The sequence below is a fragment of the Streptomyces sp. NPDC091377 genome, assembly GCF_044757045.1.
Classification (GTDB): Bacteria; Actinomycetota; Actinomycetes; order Streptomycetales; family Streptomycetaceae; genus Streptomyces.
In genome coordinates this window covers 90,191-107,221 of sequence record NZ_JBIVUE010000009.1, presented here as the reverse complement: position 1 = coordinate 107,221, position 17,031 = coordinate 90,191, and the positions used below count along the sequence as shown (strand labels likewise).

Annotated in this window: 19 protein-coding genes; 7 read left to right on the top strand and 12 right to left on the bottom strand. The window is 71.1% G+C overall.

Going from position 1 to position 17,031, the window contains the following annotated elements:
- Positions 1-62 precede the first annotated feature (62 nt).
- From ACIQNG_RS21175 to ACIQNG_RS21165, 3 genes are read left to right on the top strand one after another with little or no spacing between them, the layout of a single operon-like run.
- Entirely contained in the window at positions 63-1,403 is a 1,341-nt protein-coding gene (locus tag ACIQNG_RS21175; RefSeq protein WP_401486871.1) for a DUF5624 domain-containing protein, read from the top strand.
- Positions 1,404-1,461: 58 nt separating this feature from the next.
- On the top strand, positions 1,462-2,280 hold the full coding sequence (locus ACIQNG_RS21170) for an HpcH/HpaI aldolase/citrate lyase family protein (RefSeq protein WP_401486869.1): 819 nt from the start codon (positions 1,462-1,464) through the stop codon (positions 2,278-2,280).
- A gap of 22 nt (positions 2,281-2,302) precedes the next feature.
- Positions 2,303-3,178: an amidohydrolase family protein gene (locus ACIQNG_RS21165; RefSeq protein WP_401486867.1), complete on the top strand. Its 876-nt coding sequence runs from the start codon at positions 2,303-2,305 to the stop codon at positions 3,176-3,178.
- A gap of 350 nt (positions 3,179-3,528) precedes the next feature.
- Here ACIQNG_RS21165 and ACIQNG_RS21160 read toward each other — a convergent pair whose 3' ends face one another.
- Both ACIQNG_RS21160 and ACIQNG_RS21155 read right to left on the bottom strand, forming a co-directional pair.
- On the bottom strand, positions 3,529-3,768 hold the full coding sequence (locus tag ACIQNG_RS21160; RefSeq protein WP_401434954.1) for a twin-arginine translocase TatA/TatE family subunit: 240 nt from the start codon (positions 3,766-3,768) through the stop codon (positions 3,529-3,531).
- A 17-nt stretch (positions 3,769-3,785) separates the two neighbouring features.
- Positions 3,786-4,361, bottom strand: coding sequence for a TerD family protein (locus tag ACIQNG_RS21155; RefSeq protein ID WP_401486865.1), 576 nt, complete (start codon positions 4,359-4,361; stop codon positions 3,786-3,788).
- A 149-nt stretch (positions 4,362-4,510) separates the two neighbouring features.
- Between ACIQNG_RS21155 and ACIQNG_RS21150 the strand changes: the two genes are divergently transcribed.
- Both ACIQNG_RS21150 and ACIQNG_RS21145 read left to right on the top strand, forming a co-directional pair.
- On the top strand, positions 4,511-4,900 hold the full coding sequence (locus tag ACIQNG_RS21150) for a BlaI/MecI/CopY family transcriptional regulator (protein WP_401486863.1): 390 nt from the start codon (positions 4,511-4,513) through the stop codon (positions 4,898-4,900).
- 6 nt (positions 4,901-4,906) lie between these two features.
- Positions 4,907-5,869 (top strand): M56 family metallopeptidase, encoded by a 963-nt coding sequence (locus tag ACIQNG_RS21145; RefSeq protein ID WP_401486861.1) that lies wholly within the window; start codon positions 4,907-4,909, stop codon positions 5,867-5,869.
- Positions 5,870-5,888: 19 nt separating this feature from the next.
- On the opposite strand, the gene ACIQNG_RS21140 is transcribed toward ACIQNG_RS21145, so the two are convergent.
- The 6 genes from ACIQNG_RS21140 to ACIQNG_RS21115 form a co-directional block, all read right to left on the bottom strand.
- Positions 5,889-6,344 carry a tellurite resistance TerB family protein gene (locus ACIQNG_RS21140; protein WP_401486859.1) on the bottom strand — a complete coding sequence of 152 codons (456 nt, stop codon included), beginning with the start codon at positions 6,342-6,344 and terminating at the stop codon, positions 5,889-5,891.
- Positions 6,345-6,449: 105 nt separating this feature from the next.
- On the bottom strand, positions 6,450-7,418 hold the full coding sequence (locus tag ACIQNG_RS21135) for a sporulation protein (RefSeq protein WP_401487152.1): 969 nt from the start codon (positions 7,416-7,418) through the stop codon (positions 6,450-6,452).
- A 175-nt stretch (positions 7,419-7,593) separates the two neighbouring features.
- Positions 7,594-8,058 carry a nitroreductase family deazaflavin-dependent oxidoreductase gene (locus ACIQNG_RS21130; RefSeq protein ID WP_401486857.1) on the bottom strand — a complete coding sequence of 155 codons (465 nt, stop codon included), beginning with the start codon at positions 8,056-8,058 and terminating at the stop codon, positions 7,594-7,596.
- Between the two features lie 112 nt (positions 8,059-8,170).
- Positions 8,171-8,596, bottom strand: a complete 426-nt coding sequence (locus ACIQNG_RS21125; RefSeq protein ID WP_401486855.1) for a hypothetical protein — start codon at positions 8,594-8,596, stop codon at positions 8,171-8,173.
- 112 nt (positions 8,597-8,708) lie between these two features.
- Positions 8,709-10,544: a glycoside hydrolase family 3 protein gene (locus ACIQNG_RS21120; protein ID WP_401486853.1), complete on the bottom strand. Its 1,836-nt coding sequence runs from the start codon at positions 10,542-10,544 to the stop codon at positions 8,709-8,711.
- 245 nt (positions 10,545-10,789) lie between these two features.
- Positions 10,790-11,488: a TetR/AcrR family transcriptional regulator gene (locus tag ACIQNG_RS21115; protein WP_401486851.1), complete on the bottom strand. Its 699-nt coding sequence runs from the start codon at positions 11,486-11,488 to the stop codon at positions 10,790-10,792.
- 108 nt (positions 11,489-11,596) lie between these two features.
- Here ACIQNG_RS21115 and ACIQNG_RS21110 point away from each other — a divergent pair, with 108 nt between their 5' ends.
- The gene (locus tag ACIQNG_RS21110) at positions 11,597-12,283 is read left to right on the top strand and encodes an NAD(P)-dependent oxidoreductase (protein WP_401486849.1); all 687 of its coding nucleotides are present in this window, start codon (positions 11,597-11,599) and stop codon (positions 12,281-12,283) included.
- Positions 12,284-12,306: 23 nt separating this feature from the next.
- On the opposite strand, the gene ACIQNG_RS21105 is transcribed toward ACIQNG_RS21110, so the two are convergent.
- The 4 genes from ACIQNG_RS21105 to ACIQNG_RS21090 form a co-directional block, all read right to left on the bottom strand.
- Entirely contained in the window at positions 12,307-13,467 is a 1,161-nt protein-coding gene (locus ACIQNG_RS21105; protein WP_401486847.1) for an oxygenase MpaB family protein, read from the bottom strand.
- Positions 13,468-13,633: 166 nt separating this feature from the next.
- Positions 13,634-14,686: a polyprenyl synthetase family protein gene (locus ACIQNG_RS21100; RefSeq protein WP_401486845.1), complete on the bottom strand. Its 1,053-nt coding sequence runs from the start codon at positions 14,684-14,686 to the stop codon at positions 13,634-13,636.
- Positions 14,679-14,957, bottom strand: coding sequence for a polyprenyl synthetase (locus tag ACIQNG_RS21095; RefSeq protein ID WP_401486843.1), 279 nt, complete (start codon positions 14,955-14,957; stop codon positions 14,679-14,681). Before ACIQNG_RS21095 ends, ACIQNG_RS21100 begins: the two co-directional genes overlap by 8 nt.
- A gap of 163 nt (positions 14,958-15,120) precedes the next feature.
- Positions 15,121-16,059 (bottom strand): aldo/keto reductase, encoded by a 939-nt coding sequence (locus ACIQNG_RS21090; RefSeq protein ID WP_401486841.1) that lies wholly within the window; start codon positions 16,057-16,059, stop codon positions 15,121-15,123.
- Between the two features lie 480 nt (positions 16,060-16,539).
- Between ACIQNG_RS21090 and ACIQNG_RS21085 the strand changes: the two genes are divergently transcribed.
- Positions 16,540-16,815, top strand: coding sequence for a hypothetical protein (locus ACIQNG_RS21085; RefSeq protein ID WP_401434990.1), 276 nt, complete (start codon positions 16,540-16,542; stop codon positions 16,813-16,815).
- The last annotated feature ends 216 nt before the right edge of the window (positions 16,816-17,031 follow it).

Here is a 17,031-nt window from a genome sequence, read left to right as displayed (position 1 = left end):
TGTCCTCGCCGGTGCCGGGCAACCGGGGTCCGGGCGTCCAGGGTGTCCCAAGGAGAGATGACATGTCCCACCACGAGAGCCCCGAACTCGTCGACCTGTTCACGACCTACACCGCGGGCCCCGACTCCATCGGCGCCCATCTGCGCGCCTGCGCCGCCCGCGCCCGGGCCCGCGACCCCCTGCTGGTCGTGACCGGAGCGGACATGGCGCTCTACCCCGGTGACGGCTCCCCGCCCACCGTGCTGCCCTACCGCCTCAGCAACCGGGGCTTCAAGGAACTCGCCGCCGTCTCGCACCTCGCCACGGCACTCGCCTCACTGGTCGAACTGCACCGCCGCGAACCCGACGGCACCTGGCGCCGGGACGCCGAACTGCTCCTGCGCCAGACCCGGCGCGCCCGCGCGGCCAACACCACGGAACTGTGGCGCGACCGCATCGCCGCCGTCGCCTTCCGGGGCCGCGAGGAGGCCATCGCCGTCATGGTGGACTACGCCTGCGCCCTCACCGAGCGCTATCTGGTCCGAGCCCTGGCCGACCCGGCCCACCTCAACCACCAGACCCTGCGCGAGACCTACCTGGAGGACGGCCACCCCGACGTGCCGGTGTCCTTCAACCGGATCATGGTCGCCACCTTCTATCTCGTCGGTCTCGACATCTCCCACCGGCTCATCACCTGGCTGGACGAACGCCGCATCGACTGGACCCGCGCCATGGTCGTCATCGTCGGGCAGATCGGCCGCCCCACCGCCGGGGTCACCTGGCGCACCAACAGCGTCGCCGGTCTCGTCCTGGCCGCCGCACGCGGCAAACTCCCGCTCAGCCACCTCTACATCGCCCCGCACGCGGCCGGCTTCGCCACCCCTGTCGACGGCGACCTGTGGGAGGTCAGGGCCGTGGAGGAACAACTGCGCCAACTCTGGGCCGGCACCCGCGTCACCGTGGAGCTGGGCGCCGCGATGTTCGAGGGCTACCCCGCGTTCGACCCCGGCGACGACGACGTGGTGCCGGGCACCCGGACCACGGCCCCCGCCGGACCCGCCGGACCCGCCGGACCCGCCGGACCCGCCGGACCCGCCGGTCCCGCCGGTCCCGCCGGACCCACCGGTCCCGCCGGTCCCGCAGGTCCCACCGGACTCACCGGACCCTTCGTCGACCTGCCCGCCGACGGATCCGCCGGGGCCGTCACCGAACAGCCCGGCATCCGCTCCGCCGACGACTGGTACTCCCTGGTCACCCGGCTCCGCCTGGTGATGGAGGACCCGCGCCAACTCCTCTCCGGCGCCGTGACGGACTACGCCGCCCAGCAGCTCATCGCCCACGACAACGACCCGCTGGCGGTCACCGTCCCCGGCCTCGATCACGAGCCCTATCCGGCCTTCGGCACCACACCCACGGCGGCCTGACCGGACCCTGTCCGGATCTGCCCGGACCTCCCCGGACCTCCCTGGAAGGGACACCACGATGACGACGACCCCACCCCCCGCCCCGGGGTTCCTCCAGCGCCTGCACTCCGGCGAGCCCACCCTGATGCTGACGCTGCGCACCGCCCGCACCGCCGACGTCGTCCACATCGCCGCGTCCAGCGGGCACCACAGCGTCATGGTGGACCTGGAGCACTCCACGATGTCCACCGACACCGCCGCGCATCTGTGCGCGGTGGCCGGCGGCCTCGGCCTCACCGCGCTGGTACGCGTCCCGGAGCGCGAGTACGGCATGATCGGCCGACTGCTCGACGGCGGGGCGCACGGGGTGATCGCCCCGCGGATCGAGACCGCGGAGGAGGCCCGGCGGATCGTGGGCGCCTGCCGCTTCCCGCCGCGAGGGCAGCGCTCGCAGACCAACATGCTGCCGCAACTGGGCATGCGGCCGACCCCGGCGGCCCGCATGAACCCGGCGATCGACGCGACGACGGTGGTCCAGATCCTCCTCGAAACGCCCGAGGGCGTCGCCAACGCCGACGCGATCGCCGCACTGGACGGTGTGGACATGCTGGCGCTCGGCGCCAACGACTTCACCGCCGAACTGGGCGTTCCCGGACGGTACGACGACCCGCGCGTACGGCAGGCCGTGTGGGAACTGGCCGAGGCGTGCCGCCGCCACGGCAAGTTGATGGTCCTGGGCGGCATAGGCGACCAGAAGCTGATGGCCGACCTGGTGCCGCTCGGCGTGTGCCCGCTGCGGATCACCGGAACCGACACGGCGTTCCTGTTCGAAGCCGCCACGGTCCACGCCGGCCGCGCACTGGACGCCCTGCGTCCGCCCACGTCGTCCCTGTCGTAGCGCACAGAGAGCGAGCCCCACCATGGCAGCCGACCTGCCCCAGCCCACCCCCATGCGGGACGCGGAGACCGTCACCCCGCCCGACTTCGCCATGCCACCGGGCAGTTGCGACACCCACTTCCATGTCTTCGAGCCCGGCTACCCGGTCGCCTCCGACCCCCTCTACGGGTTCCCCGACGGCACCCTCCAGCAGTATCTGAAGCTCACCGAGCGACTCGGGATCGAGCGGATGGTCCTGGTCCAGCCGACGTACTACGGCAACGACAACAGCCTCCTGACCGAGGTGCTCCGGCAGATCGGTCCGCGCTGCCGCGGCGTCGTACGCATCGACGACCAGGCCCCCGACGCCGAACTCGACACCTACCACCGGCTCGGCGTACGGGCGATCCGCCTCGACCTGTTCGCCCGCGCCTCCTGGCCTCTGGCCGACCTCATCGCCTACATCCGGGCGATGGCCGACCGGGCCCGGCCGCGCGGCTGGCACCTCCAGTTCTACACACCCGGAACCGTCGTCCGGGACCTGCTGCCCTTCTTCGCCGACTTCGAGGACACCTATGTCATCGACCACATGGGGTACATGAAGGAATCCGACGGTCTGACCGAGGCCGATCTCACCCGGTTGGTCCGCGTCCTTGACCACGGCAGCGGCCACATCAAACTGTCCGCCCCCTACCGCCTGGTCGGCGCCAGGCCCCTCTCCTCGCTCACCCCGCTGGGCCGGGCGCTGGTGGCCGCCCGCCCCGACCGTCTGATCTGGGGCTCCGACTGGCCTCATCTGACCGACGGCCAGCGCGACACCGGCCAGTACCTCAATCTGCTCCCCGCCTGGGCCCCCACCGCCGAAGACCGCCACCACATCCTCGTGGAGACCCCGCAGCGCCTCTTCTTCACCGACTGACACCCCGCACGGAGAGCGGCCGAGAGCCGCTGATGAGCCCGCTGACCGCCGGCGCCCCCTGCCCCCTGCCGGGACGGGCAGGGGCAGCGCCTCCCGCCCTGGGTACGCGAGTTCCGGCGCTCCCTGCCGATGCTGCTCGACGCCCTGCGGGGGTGACACATCCCCCTCGGCGGCCGGGAACACCACGGACTCGCCCGGGGGCCACTGAAGGCCCTGAACGCCGTACGCGCCCGCCACGGGACGAGCGGTGCCCGGCACCCGGAGAACCGAATCTCCGGCCGGGACCGCCCACCGAGGTGACGGGCGCGGGGTACGGGCTGCTCACCGGGCGCGAGCGGGGAGGGCCGCCGTCAGAGGCGCGGCCCGCCCTCGGACGGCCGGGGCCCCTCCGTGGAGGCCGGAGCCGCGGGCTCCCCCGGGATGATGTGAGGCTCCGCCGCCTTCGGCTCCGGCTCCTTCATCGCCCGGCCCTCCGCCTTGAGGATCCGGGCCGCCTTCCCCGCGGAACGTGCCAGATCGGGCCCCTTTTTGGCGGCGATGACGGCTATGACGACGATGAGAATGATCGCCAGTTCACTCAACCCGAACATAAGGACCCTGCTCCCGGTCAGACGTTGACACCGAAGTCGGCGGCGATGCCCGCCAGTCCGGAGGCATACCCCTGACCGACCGCGCGGAACTTCCACTCGGCACCATTGCGATAAAGCTCACCGAAGACCATGGCGGTCTCGGTGGCCGCGTCCTCCGAGAGGTCGTAGCGCGCGATCTCGGCGCCGCCCGCCTGGTTGACCACCCGGATGAAGGCGCCCCGGACCTGGCCGAAGCTCTGGCCGCGGTTCTCGGCGTCGTGGATGGACACCGGGAAGACGATCCGCTCGATGTCGGCGGGGACCCCCGCGAGATCGACCTTGACCACCTCGTCGTCGCCCTCGCCCTCACCGGTGAGGTTGTCACCGGTGTGCTCGACCGAGCCGTCCGGGCTGGTGAGGTTGTTGTAGAAGATGAAGTGCCGGTCGGAGAGGACCTTGCCCGCGGTGTCCAGGAGCAGGGCCGAGGCATCGAGGTCGTAGTCGGCGCCGGTCGTGGTGCGCACGTCCCAGCCGAGCCCCACCAGAACCGCCGTCAGACCCGGCGCCTCCTTGGTGAGCGATACGTTGCCGCCCTTGGACAGGGAAACCCCCACAGTTGTCCTCCTCGTTTCGGGACGAAATTCGACGGTGTGACCGCAGAAAACTCTACATCACTGTAGAAATATGTGGGGCGCGGAGGAGCGCCGAGTGTCCTTACGATGGACCGCTCACGTAGCGCAGACCAGCGGAAGGGAGACATCGCGTGACGGATCACCGGAGACCCCGGCGACGGGGACAGGGCGAACTGGAGGTGCAGGTCCTCTCCGCCCTGCGTGAGGCGGACGGCCCCGCCACCGCCGGCTGGGTGCAGGAGCGGCTCGGCGGCGACCTCGCGTACACGACGGTGGTCACCATCCTGAGCCGGCTGCTCGCCAAGGGCGCGGTCACCCGCGAACGCGAAGGGCGGTCGTTCGCCTGGACCCCCGCCTCGGACGAGGCCGGACTGGCCGCCCACAAGATGCGCAAGGTGCTGGACGCCTCACGGCAGGACCGGGAGGCTGTGCTGGCGAGCTTCGTCACCGCCCTCGAACCCGAGGACGAGCGGCTGCTGCGCGAACTGCTGGGCCGGAACAGGGACGAAGGGGAAGGCTGAGGCCGCATGGGGGTGTTCGTCTTCCTCCCGCTGGTGCTGCCCCTGACGGCCTGGCCGATCGCGCGCCTGGCCGAACAGCATCTGCACCCGCGGGTGGCCACCCGGCTGCTGACCGGCGTGGCCGGAGTGATGGCGCTGTGCAGCACGGTGTGCCTCGCGCTGCTGATGGTCGTCGGCACCGCGCAACTGCCCGGCAACCCGCTGCCGGACGCCTGGTCCGACCCCGAGGTCCGCGCGGCCGTCCCCTACGACGAGGTGGCCGGCCGGGCCGCCATCCCCGCGCTGCTGGCCGTGGCCGTGGCATGCGGCCGTACGCTGGGGCGCCACGGCAGGCTGCGCCGCCGCTCCCACCGGGCGCTCACCGGACTGCCCGCGACACAGGTCGCCGTGCTCCCCGACGACGCGCCCTACGCCTACGCCCTGCCCGGCGGGCCCATCCGCGACCGGATCGTCGTCACCACCGGCCTCCTGCGCACCCTGGGCTCCGCCGAACGCCGGGCCCTGTTCGCCCATGAACGCGCCCACCTGACCGGCCGCCACCACCGCTTCCTCCTGGTCGTCGCGCTCGCGGCCCGCGCCAACCCGTTCCTGCGCCCGCTGCGCACCGCCGTGTCGTACACCACCGAGCGCTGGGCGGACGAGGACGCCGCCCGCGCCGTCGGCGACCGCCGGACCGTGGCCCGCGCGATCGGCAAGGCCGCGCTGGTCTCGAAAGCCCCGAGGGGGGCAAGAGGGTCGGGCGGGGGCCCGCTGCCCACGCTCGCGGGCTTCGCGTCCCCCGGCCCCGTCCCCCGCCGTGTCGCCGCCCTCCTCGGCTCCGCCCCGGTGCCGCGTACCTGGCCGTCGGTGTTCACCGGCGTCGGCGTCGCAGCGTGGACCGCCGCCGCCGGTACGGCCGTGTCGGCGATGGCGTCCGCCAACTCGGCCGTGACCCTGGTCGTGATCCTTTACGCGGCGACGCCGCTGTGAACCGCGCCGCGCGCCGGACTCAGAGGTCGAACTCGTGCGGCGGCAGGTCGAGCGCGTAACACGCCTCCCGTACGACCGCCCGCTCGTCCTTGTCGAAGTCGCCGTCGGCGCCGCCGATCACGATGCCGATCTGGACGACGGCCCGCGCCTCGGCCGGCTTCTTCTTGGCCTTGGCGATCTCCTGGAGCACACTCACCTTGCCGAACGCGAAGTCGGCGGCGAGCTTGTCGAGGTTCTCCTCGAAGCGCTTGCGCAGCTCCAGCGCGTCGAAGTTCTGGAGCACCTCGTTGGTGGCGATCAGCTGGGCCACGCGCTGGCGCTCGGCGGGGTCCACCGTGCCGTCGGCAGCCGCGACCAGCGCGCACATCGCCATGCTCGCGTCCCGGAACGCGCCGCTCTTGAGGTCGTTCTTCTTCGCGGTGAGCTGGGTCTGCATCTGCGACGCGGACTCCTTGAGGCGGTCCCAGAGGGCCATGTGAACTCCGTATGTTGAGCGGAAGGTGCGCCCGGACCACGGAGGTCCGGGCGTGCCGTATCTTCTACAGCTCTGTAGAAGATAACAGCGAAGCTCACCGCAGGCTCACTCCTCCTCGGCGTCGCCCTCGAAGAAGTCGCCCACCTCGTCCACCACCTCCGCCGCGACCATGCCGCCCACCACGCCGACCGCGAGCCCGGCGGCACCGGCCGCGACGACGGTGCCCATGCCCGGACCGGAGCGGTGTCCCCCCTCGTGGTGAGTGCCGTGGGAGGGGTCGTCGTGGCCGTGGGCCGCGCCATGTCCCAACCGGTACTCGATCAGCTGCCGGATCCAGCCGTCGACCTCGGCGTTCCAGTCCCGCGCGTCGTGGTGGCCGACGGTGAAGCGGGTGAGGGTGTCACGGCCCTCCGAGAAGAGGCCGCCGCGCTTGTCGGCCTCCAGGACCACGTCCATCCCGGCCGGGGACGCGAGGAAGGTCAGCTCGATCTCGTTGACCTGGTGCGCGTACTGCGCGGGCGGGGTCAGCTCGATCTCCTGGTAGAAGGGCAGTCGCTGACCGGTGCCGCCGATCCGCCCGTACTCCAGGTCGGCCGAGCGGAAGCCGAAGCCGAGCTGCCCGAGGGCCTCCAGGACCGCCTCCTGCGCGGGCAGCGGGCCCACGGTGAGCTGATCGAGGTCGCCCTTGTCCTTGGCCCCCGCCACCGCCAGCTCGGTCCGCACCCCGAGCACGATGCCGAGGGGCTGGCCGTACAGCTCGGTGACAGGGGTCTCCCAGTGCAGCGGCAGACTGAACGGCACCGCGTGCTCCGCGCCCGTCCCGAGCCGGAAGCCGCCGCCGACGGTGAACCGGTCGAAGGCGACCGTCCCCTCGCTCTCGCCCTCGCCGTGCTCCGCCTCGACCCGGGCCACCAGCTCCAGGGTGATCTCCTCGATGTCGAAGTCGGAGTCACCGCCCTTGAGGCGGACCTCGCCCGCCAGACTGCCGCCGGGCGTGGCCGGACCCGACCGAAGGACCGTGTCCACCGTGGGCCCGCCGACACCGAGCGAACCGAGCAGCCGTTTGAACACCATCGCGGCGTCCACTCCTTTACCTGCGTCCATGTACTCGCGTACGTCACACGGGGCGACCCGGCCGTCCGGGCGCCCTCTACAAGCGAGTAGAAGCTTAGGGCGAGGAGAGCGCGGAGAACGCGAGGTGACCGACCGGCACGGGTGATTGTCCGAAATCCGCCGCCGGACGGCCCCTTCATCGAGGTGTCAGCCGCACCACCGGGTACTGCCGCTCGGACTTGCTCTGGTACTTCGCGATCCGCGGCTGGGCCGCCGCGATGAGCCGCCACGCCTGTTCCCGGTCGGCGCCGTCGAGCACCTGAGGGGTGACCGGCACCTGGCCCCGACCGACCACCTCGACCGACGCCCGCTCGGGGTGCGCCATCAGGTTCTCGTGCCAGTCCGGGTGCCTGCTGCCGCCGCCCGAGGCGACGACCAGCCAGGCGTCCGCCCCGTCGGCGAAGTAGGCGACGGGCGTCTCCCGGGGCTGCCCGCTGCGGCGCCCGACCGTGTTCAGCACCAGCACCTCCATCCCCATGACCGCACCCCGTCCCCGCCGCACCTTGCGGATCACCCGCGCGTTCGCCTTGTGCTGCATCCACCGCGAGAGCCCACCGGGCGCACCTGCCTTGCCCTTCCCCGCCTGCTGTTCCTGACTCATTCCGGGTCACCTCCGCCGACTGTCCTGCGAACCTTGACTCACAACGTAGGAGCGGTGGGCCCGGTGCGCTTCTCGATTCCTGACGGGCCGGTGCCGCCCCCGGTCGCCGCGGTCACGGATCACCGGACCGTCGCCGGCACGGACAGGGGTGGTGACCGCCCTGTCCCCTGGGCAGATGTCCACGGACGGCGGAGCCACCCATGCGTGGCCCCGAGGGCGCACGGCGAGGAGAGGACGGGGGGCCGATCGGGTTGTCCTCGGACGAGGTGCGGTACCGGAAGCTGATGCACCGTGAGTTCGTGTGGTGGTCCGTGACCACGGTGTCCAGGACGAACGCGTGGACACCCCCGTCCCACGCCACATTGACGAAGCCGACGAGTGTGCCGTCGCCCCCACGCGCACAGACCCAGCCCAGACTGTGCCGCCGCACCTGCGTCAGCCGGTCGATGTTCAGCACCGCATGCCGGAACCCGTCCGCGTGCAGCACGTTGACGTCCGCGTTGTCGAAGTCGCCGCGCCATGCGTAGGTGATCGTCATGGCCGCGAGCGTAGAGGACCGACCGATCCGACCGGCATCAGAAAAAGTGGGGGTGGAGCCGTCGCGGCTCCACCCCCACTCAGGACACGCCCGGAGCCACGTCCGGTCCGGGTCAGTCGTCGAACGTCAGCCCGTGACCGGCCGGGAACAGCACCCGCGCCGGGTCGTCGGCCCGCTGGACCGGCACCGGCAGCTTGCCGCGCGGGTCGACCCGGCCCGCGATCACCCGGGCGGCGGCGCGGAGATCGACGTCGGTCCAGCAGTAGGTGGCGAGCGAGGCCCGCACCCCGCTGAGCTGGGCGATGTCGTACGGGTTGCGGACGGCGACGTGGATGACCGGAACACCGGTGGCGACCAGCCGGGCGACCAGGGTCCGCTGGGTACTGGTGGCACCGACGTTGTCGGTGGCGACCACGACGGCGTCCCGGCCCTTCGCCGCCGCGACGGCCGAGTCGATCGTCGCCGCGTCGGGGGCGCGACCGGTGACGATCTCCGTCGTGCTGAAGCCCAGGTCATCGAGGGCCGAGGTGAGCGCCGGGAGCGCGAACCGGGTGTCGTCGGCGGGGAAGACCGGGTTGGCGCCGACCACCAGCAGCTTGCGCTGACGGCGTCGCAGCGGCAGGAACTCGTCCTTGTTGACCAGCAGGGTGGTCGTCCGCTCGGCGATCCGGTCCGCGGTGCTGAGGTGCTTGCGGGCACCGACGACCCGGTCCACCTCGCGGTGGGAGACGTACGGGCTGCCGTTGAGCAGACCGACCTTGTCCTTGAGGCGCAGGATGCGCAGCACCGACTGCTCGATCCGCTCCTCGGTCAGCTCACCGCTGCGCACCGCGTCGACCACGGCGTTCCAGGCCACGCCGATGTTCGGCGGGAAGAGCAGCTGGTCGACGCCGGCCTTGATCGCGAGCACCGGCACCCGGTCGTCGCCGTACTTGGTGCGCACGCCCCGCATGTTGAGGGCGTCGGTCACGATCACGCCCTCGAAGCCCATCTCGCCGCGGAGCACCCCGGTGAGGATGGTGGGGGAGAGGGTGGCCGGATCGTTGCTCGGGTCGAGCGCCGGGACCTGGAGGTGGGCGGTCATGATGGAGTCCACACCGGCGGCGATCGCGGCCCGGAACGGCGGGGCGTCGATCCGGTTCCACTCCTCGCGGGTGTGGGTGATGACCGGCAGCTGGGTGTGGCTGTCCTCACCGGTGTCACCATGGCCCGGGAAGTGCTTGGCACAGGCGACGACCCCGGCGCGCTGGTACCCCTGCACCTGGGCGGCGACCAGCTTGCCCACCGCGTTCGGGTCGGAACCGAAGGAACGCACGTTGATGACCGGGTTGGCCGGGTTGACATTGACGTCGGCGACCGGCGCGAAGTTCTGGAGGATACCGAGGGCGGCCAGTTCCGTACCGGCTATCTGGCCCGCCGTACGCGCGTCGGAGGTGGAGCGCCCCGCGCCGAAGGCCATCGCGCCGGGCATCTGCGTGGCCGGGCTGCCGATCCGGGTGTTGGCGCCGTGCTCCTGGTCGATGGAGATCAGGGAGGGGATGCGGGCGGGCAGGGCGAGCGAGGCCCGCTGGATCCCATTGGTGAGATCGGCGATCTGGTGCGGGTCGCGGATGTTGCCCGCCCAGCCGCTGAAGTAGATGACACCACCGAGTTGGTACTTGGTGACGACCTCGGCGGCGGTTCTGACGCCCAACTCCCTTAGATTGGAGTCCACATGATTCTGGTCGGGGTTGTCGGCGGAGTGGCCGTAGAAGTAGGCCGTGAACAATTGGCCGACCTTCGCCTCCAGGCTCATCTTGCCGATGAGCGCGCGGAGGCGGGCGTCCCGGTCGCTGGGACGCTCGGTGGCGGCGAGGGCGGGAGCACTGGACGCCCCCACGGCTGCGGCGCCCGCGACCGCGGTCGCGGAGGCGAGCAGGGTACGCCTGGACAGACTCCGGTCATGCATGCGGAGGAGCTCCTTCCGGCCATGCCCGTCAAGGGAGTTGGCGCAAATTTGAACTACACCTGGACAGCCGGAAACGTAGCTGTGGATCACTCTCGCCACAAGAGGTCTAGACAAAAAAGGTCTAGACAAGATTAAACAGCCCTGCCGTGACCAGGGAGTTCGTCCAACGGGCTTTCGGCCGTTGGGTGTGACCGAGGTGATCGAGGCCGGGAACGCACCAGACTCGTGCCGGGCCCGGCGACGGCTCACCCCCTCGGTGCATCCGCGGCGGGTTCCTCGTCGGGGTGGAGTGCGTCGAGGACGAGTCGGAGGCCGAAGGCGAACTCGTCGGTGTAGTCGTAGCCGGGACGCAGGACATGCTCGGTGGCCAGTTCGGTGAGGTGGGGGTACAGGTCGGCGGACATGTTCCGCGCGATGGCCCCCGCCACCTCGTCCTGCTCGGCCGTACCGGTGAACGGCAGGCTCACCTCCTGGAGGACGAAGCCGTACAGATAGCTGTCGATCAGCGAGACGGCGTGCGCGGTCATCGGGACGGAGAACCCGGCGGTCCGCAAGGTGCCGATGACCGCGTCGTGGTGGCGCAGTGTGGCGGGTCCGGGCCGGGAACGTGAGTCCATCAGGCCGATGGCCCACGGGTGGCGCAGCAGTGCGGCACGGGCGGAGTCGGCGCGGTGGCGCATGGCGCTCTTCCAGTCGGTGTCGCGTGGCGGCACATCGATCTCGGCGAACACCGCGTCCACCATGCCGTCGAGGATGTCCTCCCGGCCCGACACATGGTGGTAGAGCGACATCGCCTCGACCCGGAGCGGCGCGGCGATCGCCCGCATCGTGAGCGCGGCCGAACCCTTCTCGTCCGCGACCGCCACGGCCGTACGGATCACCCGCTCACGGCTGAGCGGCGTGCGTGCGGAGGCCGCGCGCCGCCCTTTGCCTCCCTCGCCCATCTGCCTCTTCCCTTCACCCGCTTGTCAGCCTTACGCCATAAGGCTACCGTGCCTTACAACATAAGGTGAGCAGGTCGGCGAGGGGAACACACCATGAGTGCGCAACGCATGAAGAAAGTCTGCATCGTCGGGGCGTCAGGAAAGCTCGGGCAGTACATGGTCCGGCACGCGCTGGAGCGCGGCTACGAGGTGGTCGGCGTGTGCCGTGAGCGCAGCGTGCCGAAGCTGGCCGCGTTCGAGGATCGGATCACTGTCGTTCCCGGTCCCACCAACGACCCGGAGGTGATCCGGCGGGCGGTCGACGGCTGCGACGGGGTGCTGACGGTGCTGGTGCCCTGGCGGGTGCAGCAGTACGCCTCGGGCACGGCACAGGCGGTGCTCGACCACGCGCGGCCCGGTGCCCGCCTGGTCTTCTCCTGCGGCTGGCACATCACACGTGACGGCAAGGACCGGTACTCGCGGCTGTTCACCCTGGGCCTCAAGGCGGCCACCGTGATCGGCAAGCTCCTGCGCGCCGCCGAGATCGACGACCAGGTGGAGGCGTGCCGCCGGGTGTTCGCCAGCGACACCCGGTGGACCGTCGTACGCGGCAGCGACCTGGAGGAGGGCGAGAGCGAGGGACTGCCCGTGTGGAGCCGCCATGTCGGCGATCCGCTGCTGGCCGGCAACCTCACCCGCCGGGTGGACTTCGCCCTGTTCATGGTGGCGGCCCTCACCGACGACACCCTGGTCCAGGAGGCCCCGGCCATCGTCGGCTGCCGGACCCCGGCCGCCCTCGCCCACGCCGCCTCCTGACACCCCCGGACAGGAGCGCGGGGTCACGACGCCGTGGTGGGCGGCGGGCTCCAACGGCGGTTGGGGGGAACGGTGTTGGAGACGCCGTAGTCCTTCTTCAGCTGCTCCGGAATGGCGTAGTGCATGATGCGCCCGCGCGTGAGGGTGGACAGCTCCAGACGGGCGGTGAGATGGCCGAGACGGTCCAGCGCCCAGGCGGCGAAGGGGGAGTGGTCCTCGATCGTCTCCAGCACGCCCAGGAGATGCGGCGCGGCCTTCACGGGGGTGTCCCACGCGGTGCGCGGCACCTCCAGCCAGTCGGCGCAGATGTCGCCGACGAGATACCGGATCAGCGCGGAGACGAGCGGGTCGAAGAACGTGCCCGGCACGACCTCCTCGTAGAGGTCGATGAGCTGACGGGTGAGGTGGGCACCCTCCGGGGACGGACCCATGTGGCGGGCCAGGTAGCGGTCCAGGAAGCCGCGGGCGTCCTCCAGCGTCTTGGGGACCGCCTCCTGGTCGACACCGAGCATCGCACCGACGACCCGCCAGGCGTAGTAGTACGCGTCCGCGCCCTCCTGCGACATGTGGATGCCGAGGCGGTGCAGGCTGTCGAGGACGAGCAGGGAGAAGAACATCTGCCCGCAGATCATGTCCTCCTGACAGATCGGCGTGCCCAGCGTCCCGACGTCCCACCGGTTCTCCCGGACGAGGTGGTGGCGGATGGACGCGTGCAGAAGGCGCACCTTCTGGGCGGCGGGCACGAAACGCCCACCGGCCTCGAATGCCTCCGGCTGCATCAGGTAGACGGTGAACTGGCCTGTCTCGGCCATCCGCTTGGACGGGTACTTCAGCCCGTGGGTGGCGGACAGGAGCTTCGCCATGTGCGGGACGACGTAGCAGGCGGGCATGGAGGCGAAGGACAGCGCGGTGGAGATGTGTACGTTGTTGTCGATGAAGAACAGGCGGGCCTTCTCCATCTCCGCCCAGTCCACCCAGTCCGGCGGATGCCGGGTGGCCTCCAGGTACTCCCGGGCCACGTCCGGCAGCCCGTCGGGCAGCGGAGCGCCCGCGGTGGACATGAAGCGCATGAGGGTGTTGAACGTACCCACCTGTCCCTGCTCGAAGAGCGCGGCGACCGTGGCGTCCGCCAACTCGTCACCGGCGTGCCGCAGCGGGGCTGTCGTTCCGTCTGGGTCGGTCATCGCGGGCTCCTTGACTGCTTGGTCGGGTGCGGAACTGCTGGGGTGGCGAGCGGAACTGCTGGGGTGGCGTGGGGAACTGCTCCGGTGGGGCGAGGAACTGCTGGGGTGGCATTGGGAACTGCTCTGGTGGGGCGAGGACCGCTGTGGTGGGGTGGGGCGAGGTGGCTCAGGATCGGCGGTGGGCCGCCGAGGCGGCGAGCGAGGTGAGCGCGGTGGCGGCCTGTGCGGGCAGTCCGAGACCGTGGAGGGCGGACAGCGCCTCTTCGACCCGGTCGCTGATCATGTCCTCGATCCGCTCCGGGGCCTTGAGACGCCGCATCGTCTCGCGGACGGTGTCGAGCGTCGTCTCGTCCTGGCGGCGTCTGCCGAGGAGCGCCCGGAGCCGACGGCGGTCCTCGCCGTCGGCGAGACGCCAGGTCTCCGCGAGCAGGGCGGTGGGCCGATGCCCGCGTACGTCGTCGGCGTCGGCCTTCCCGGTCTGGCCGGGGGCGGAGAACAGCCCGAGCAGATCGTCCCGGAGCTGGAACGCCTCGCCGAGCGGCAGTCCGTAGGCGCGGTATCCGTCCCGCAGCCGCTCACCGGCACCGGCGAGGGCCCCGCCGATGAGGAGCGGCTGTTCGACGGTGTACTTGGCGGTCTTGTACCGGATGACCTTCAGCGACGCCGCAGTGTCGGGTCCGCCGCCGGTGTGCAGGATCTCCAGGCACTCGCCCGCGATCAGCTCCCGCGCCATCACCGACCACAGCGGGCGGGCCCGCGCCAGATACGCGGCGGGCAGCCCGCTGGCGGTGAAGAGCTGTCCGGCCAGCGCCATCAGCAGATCGCCCACCAGCATCGCCAGGGACCGTGCGGCGGCATCCGCCCGCGGTCGGCGCGCCAGGGCCGGACGGAGGGCGACATGCGCGGTGGCCCGCCCGTGCCGCAAGGGACTGTCGTCGATCAGGTCGTCATGGACGACGGCCGCGGCGTGCACCAGCTCCATGGAGGCCGCCGCCCGCACCAGGGCCTCGCTGTCGGGCTGTCCGGCGGCCCGCCAACCCCAGTAGCAGAACGCCGCCCGCAGCCGCTTGCCGTTCGCGACCGCCACTTCCACCTGCTCGGCGACAGGGGCGAGGAGCGGATCGATCGCGGCGAGCTGGTCGGCCTCCTCGGCGGCGAACCGGTGCAGCACCTCGTCCACGCGGGCCTTGAACGCGGCCGGTTCCCACCGGTCAGTCATCGCCGCCCGCCCGCCGCTCCACCGCGACTCGGGCGAGCTGCTCCAGATAGGCCGGGGGCGTGGCGGTGTACCGGTCCAGCGTCAGCCGCCCGCGCGCCATGAGGTCGTGCTCGGCCTGTGCCGCCAGTTCCGCCGTGTCCGACCTGCCCAGCAGCCCTCGTACGGTGCCCACGGCCGAGAACACCGTACTCACCGCCAGATCGGCCAACCCGGCCACCAGCAGTACCGCTTGCTCCTCGGGTCCCCCACGCCGTGCTTCTTCTCGTGTCACGCTCTGCCCCCAGCCCCTACCAGGTCGAAGCGGCGCCGATCACGCACCGCTCCTTGAGCTTCGGGCCCGGGGAGAGGCGAGCGGGGGAGAACTCACGAACGGCCTAGTACTTCGTGCGTCCGTGCGAATAAACTCCGCGTGCCCGCCGACGCTGTCCCGGCGCTCAGCCCCAGGCGAGCCGCGACCGGTGGGCCCAGTAGGCCGCCGGGGGCTCGGCCATCCCGTCCAGCCGCTCCCACTGGGCCTGGTCGAGCCGAACCCGCCCCGCCGTGAGATTGCTGCCGAGCTGGGCGACGGTGGCGGCCCCGGAGAGTACGACGTCCACCCAGGGCCGCGCGAGAACCGCGGCGAGCGCGACCGCGTCGCACGACGTGTCCACCGCCCGGGCGACGTCGCGCAGCGCCTGCGTCTCCGGGGACACGGTGTGCGGATCGGCGAGCCGCCCGTTGGCCAGCGCCTCCTTGACGATGACCGCGCAACCCGCGGCATGCGCCTCCGCGAGGGCCTCGCCCGCCGAGGGCTCCAACAGGTTGTAGGTGCTCTGCACACTGTCGAACAGCCGCCGTCCGCCCACGGTGACGGACAGCGCGGCGCGGACGGTCTCCGCCTGAGCGGGCCCGCTGGTGGACAGCCCGACGGTGACGCCGCCGTCCGCCAGCTCGGCCAACCGCTCGTGCAGGGCGGTGTCCGTCAGCGCCGGGCTCTCCGGGGTGACGGAGTGGATCTGATACAGGTTCAGCCGGTCGCCGAGCAGGGCACGACTCTCGGCGACCTGACGCTCGTACGAGGCGACGCTGTGGTCCTTCACCTCGTGCACGTCCGCCTCGGTGCTCCAGCCGGCGGTGTACGTGTAGCCCCACTTGCTGCCGATCACCACGTCCTCGACGTCCGGACGGGAGTCGAGCCACCGCGCGAGAAAGGTCTCGGCCAGCCCGTACGACCGAGCGGCGTCGAAGTAGCGCACGCCCTGGGCATGGGCCGCGTCCATCAGCTCGAAGGCCCGCTCCTCCAACGCCTCGACCGAGCGTACGGCGGGCAGGTCCCGGTCCCGCCCCAGATTGATGTAGCCGGGCCGCCCGACGGCGGCGAGTCCCAGCCCCATACGGAGAGGTGAGGCGGTACGGAGAGTCGGACTCATGGGGGCCCTTCGGTCGGGGCGTCGCCCTCACATCGGCGCGCGCACGGGAGAGGCACCAGCCTGCCTGTTCCTGAGCGTTCCCGTCGGGATTCGGCTCCGGTCCCGCGAGGCCCGCCCGGGCACGGCCCTTGGTCACGCCGAAGGATCCACGGCGGAGATGGCTCGAATTCGGGGTGTCGGTTGTAGCATGGTCTAGACCTTCTAGACCCTCTTGGGAGGGGGCCTCGGGCCCGGGCGTGGCCGTCAAAATCCCCGAGGCGCGCCGATCGCCGAGCGGATCTTCACGAGATGCGCACATTATCAGCCGGATGATCCGGAAATCAGCCAATTCATCAGGGAATGCGGACTTCGCGGTGTAGTGCCCGGTGGGTCCGGACAGTCTTCCTTCAGCCATCGGGGGGTATGGCCCCCGATGCATCTGACGAAGTGGGAGGGCTCGACGTCATGTCCCTGCGCAAGATGTTCGCCACCGCGGCTGTGGTCGGTACGGTCGGTGTCGCCGGACTGGTGGCCGCCCCGGCGGTCCAGGCGGCCGAAGCGGCCCCGACGATATCGGCCTCCGCCGTCGGCCCGACGGCGTGGATTCCCTGGGGTCAGTACGCGGACGCGACCAGCTGCAACCACGCGGGTCGGTGGGCGGTCTCGAACGCCGGTGCGAGCAACTACACCTGCTCGCCCAACGCGTCCGGTCTCTGGGACCTGTACATCTACCGCGTCTGACATCCCGAACCGGCCGGTCGTGCGGCCGACTCCAGGCATCCCGGCTGCGAGCGCTCGCAGCCGGGAGTGACGCACGTGGTGCCGGGGCGTCGTTGTGTGACCGCTCACAGGTGAGCGCTGTTGTGTCAGCGCTATTACATCGGTGCTGTTGTATCGGTCCTGATATTTATGGGCGCTGATACATGAGCGCTGATACATGAGCGCTGATATATTAGC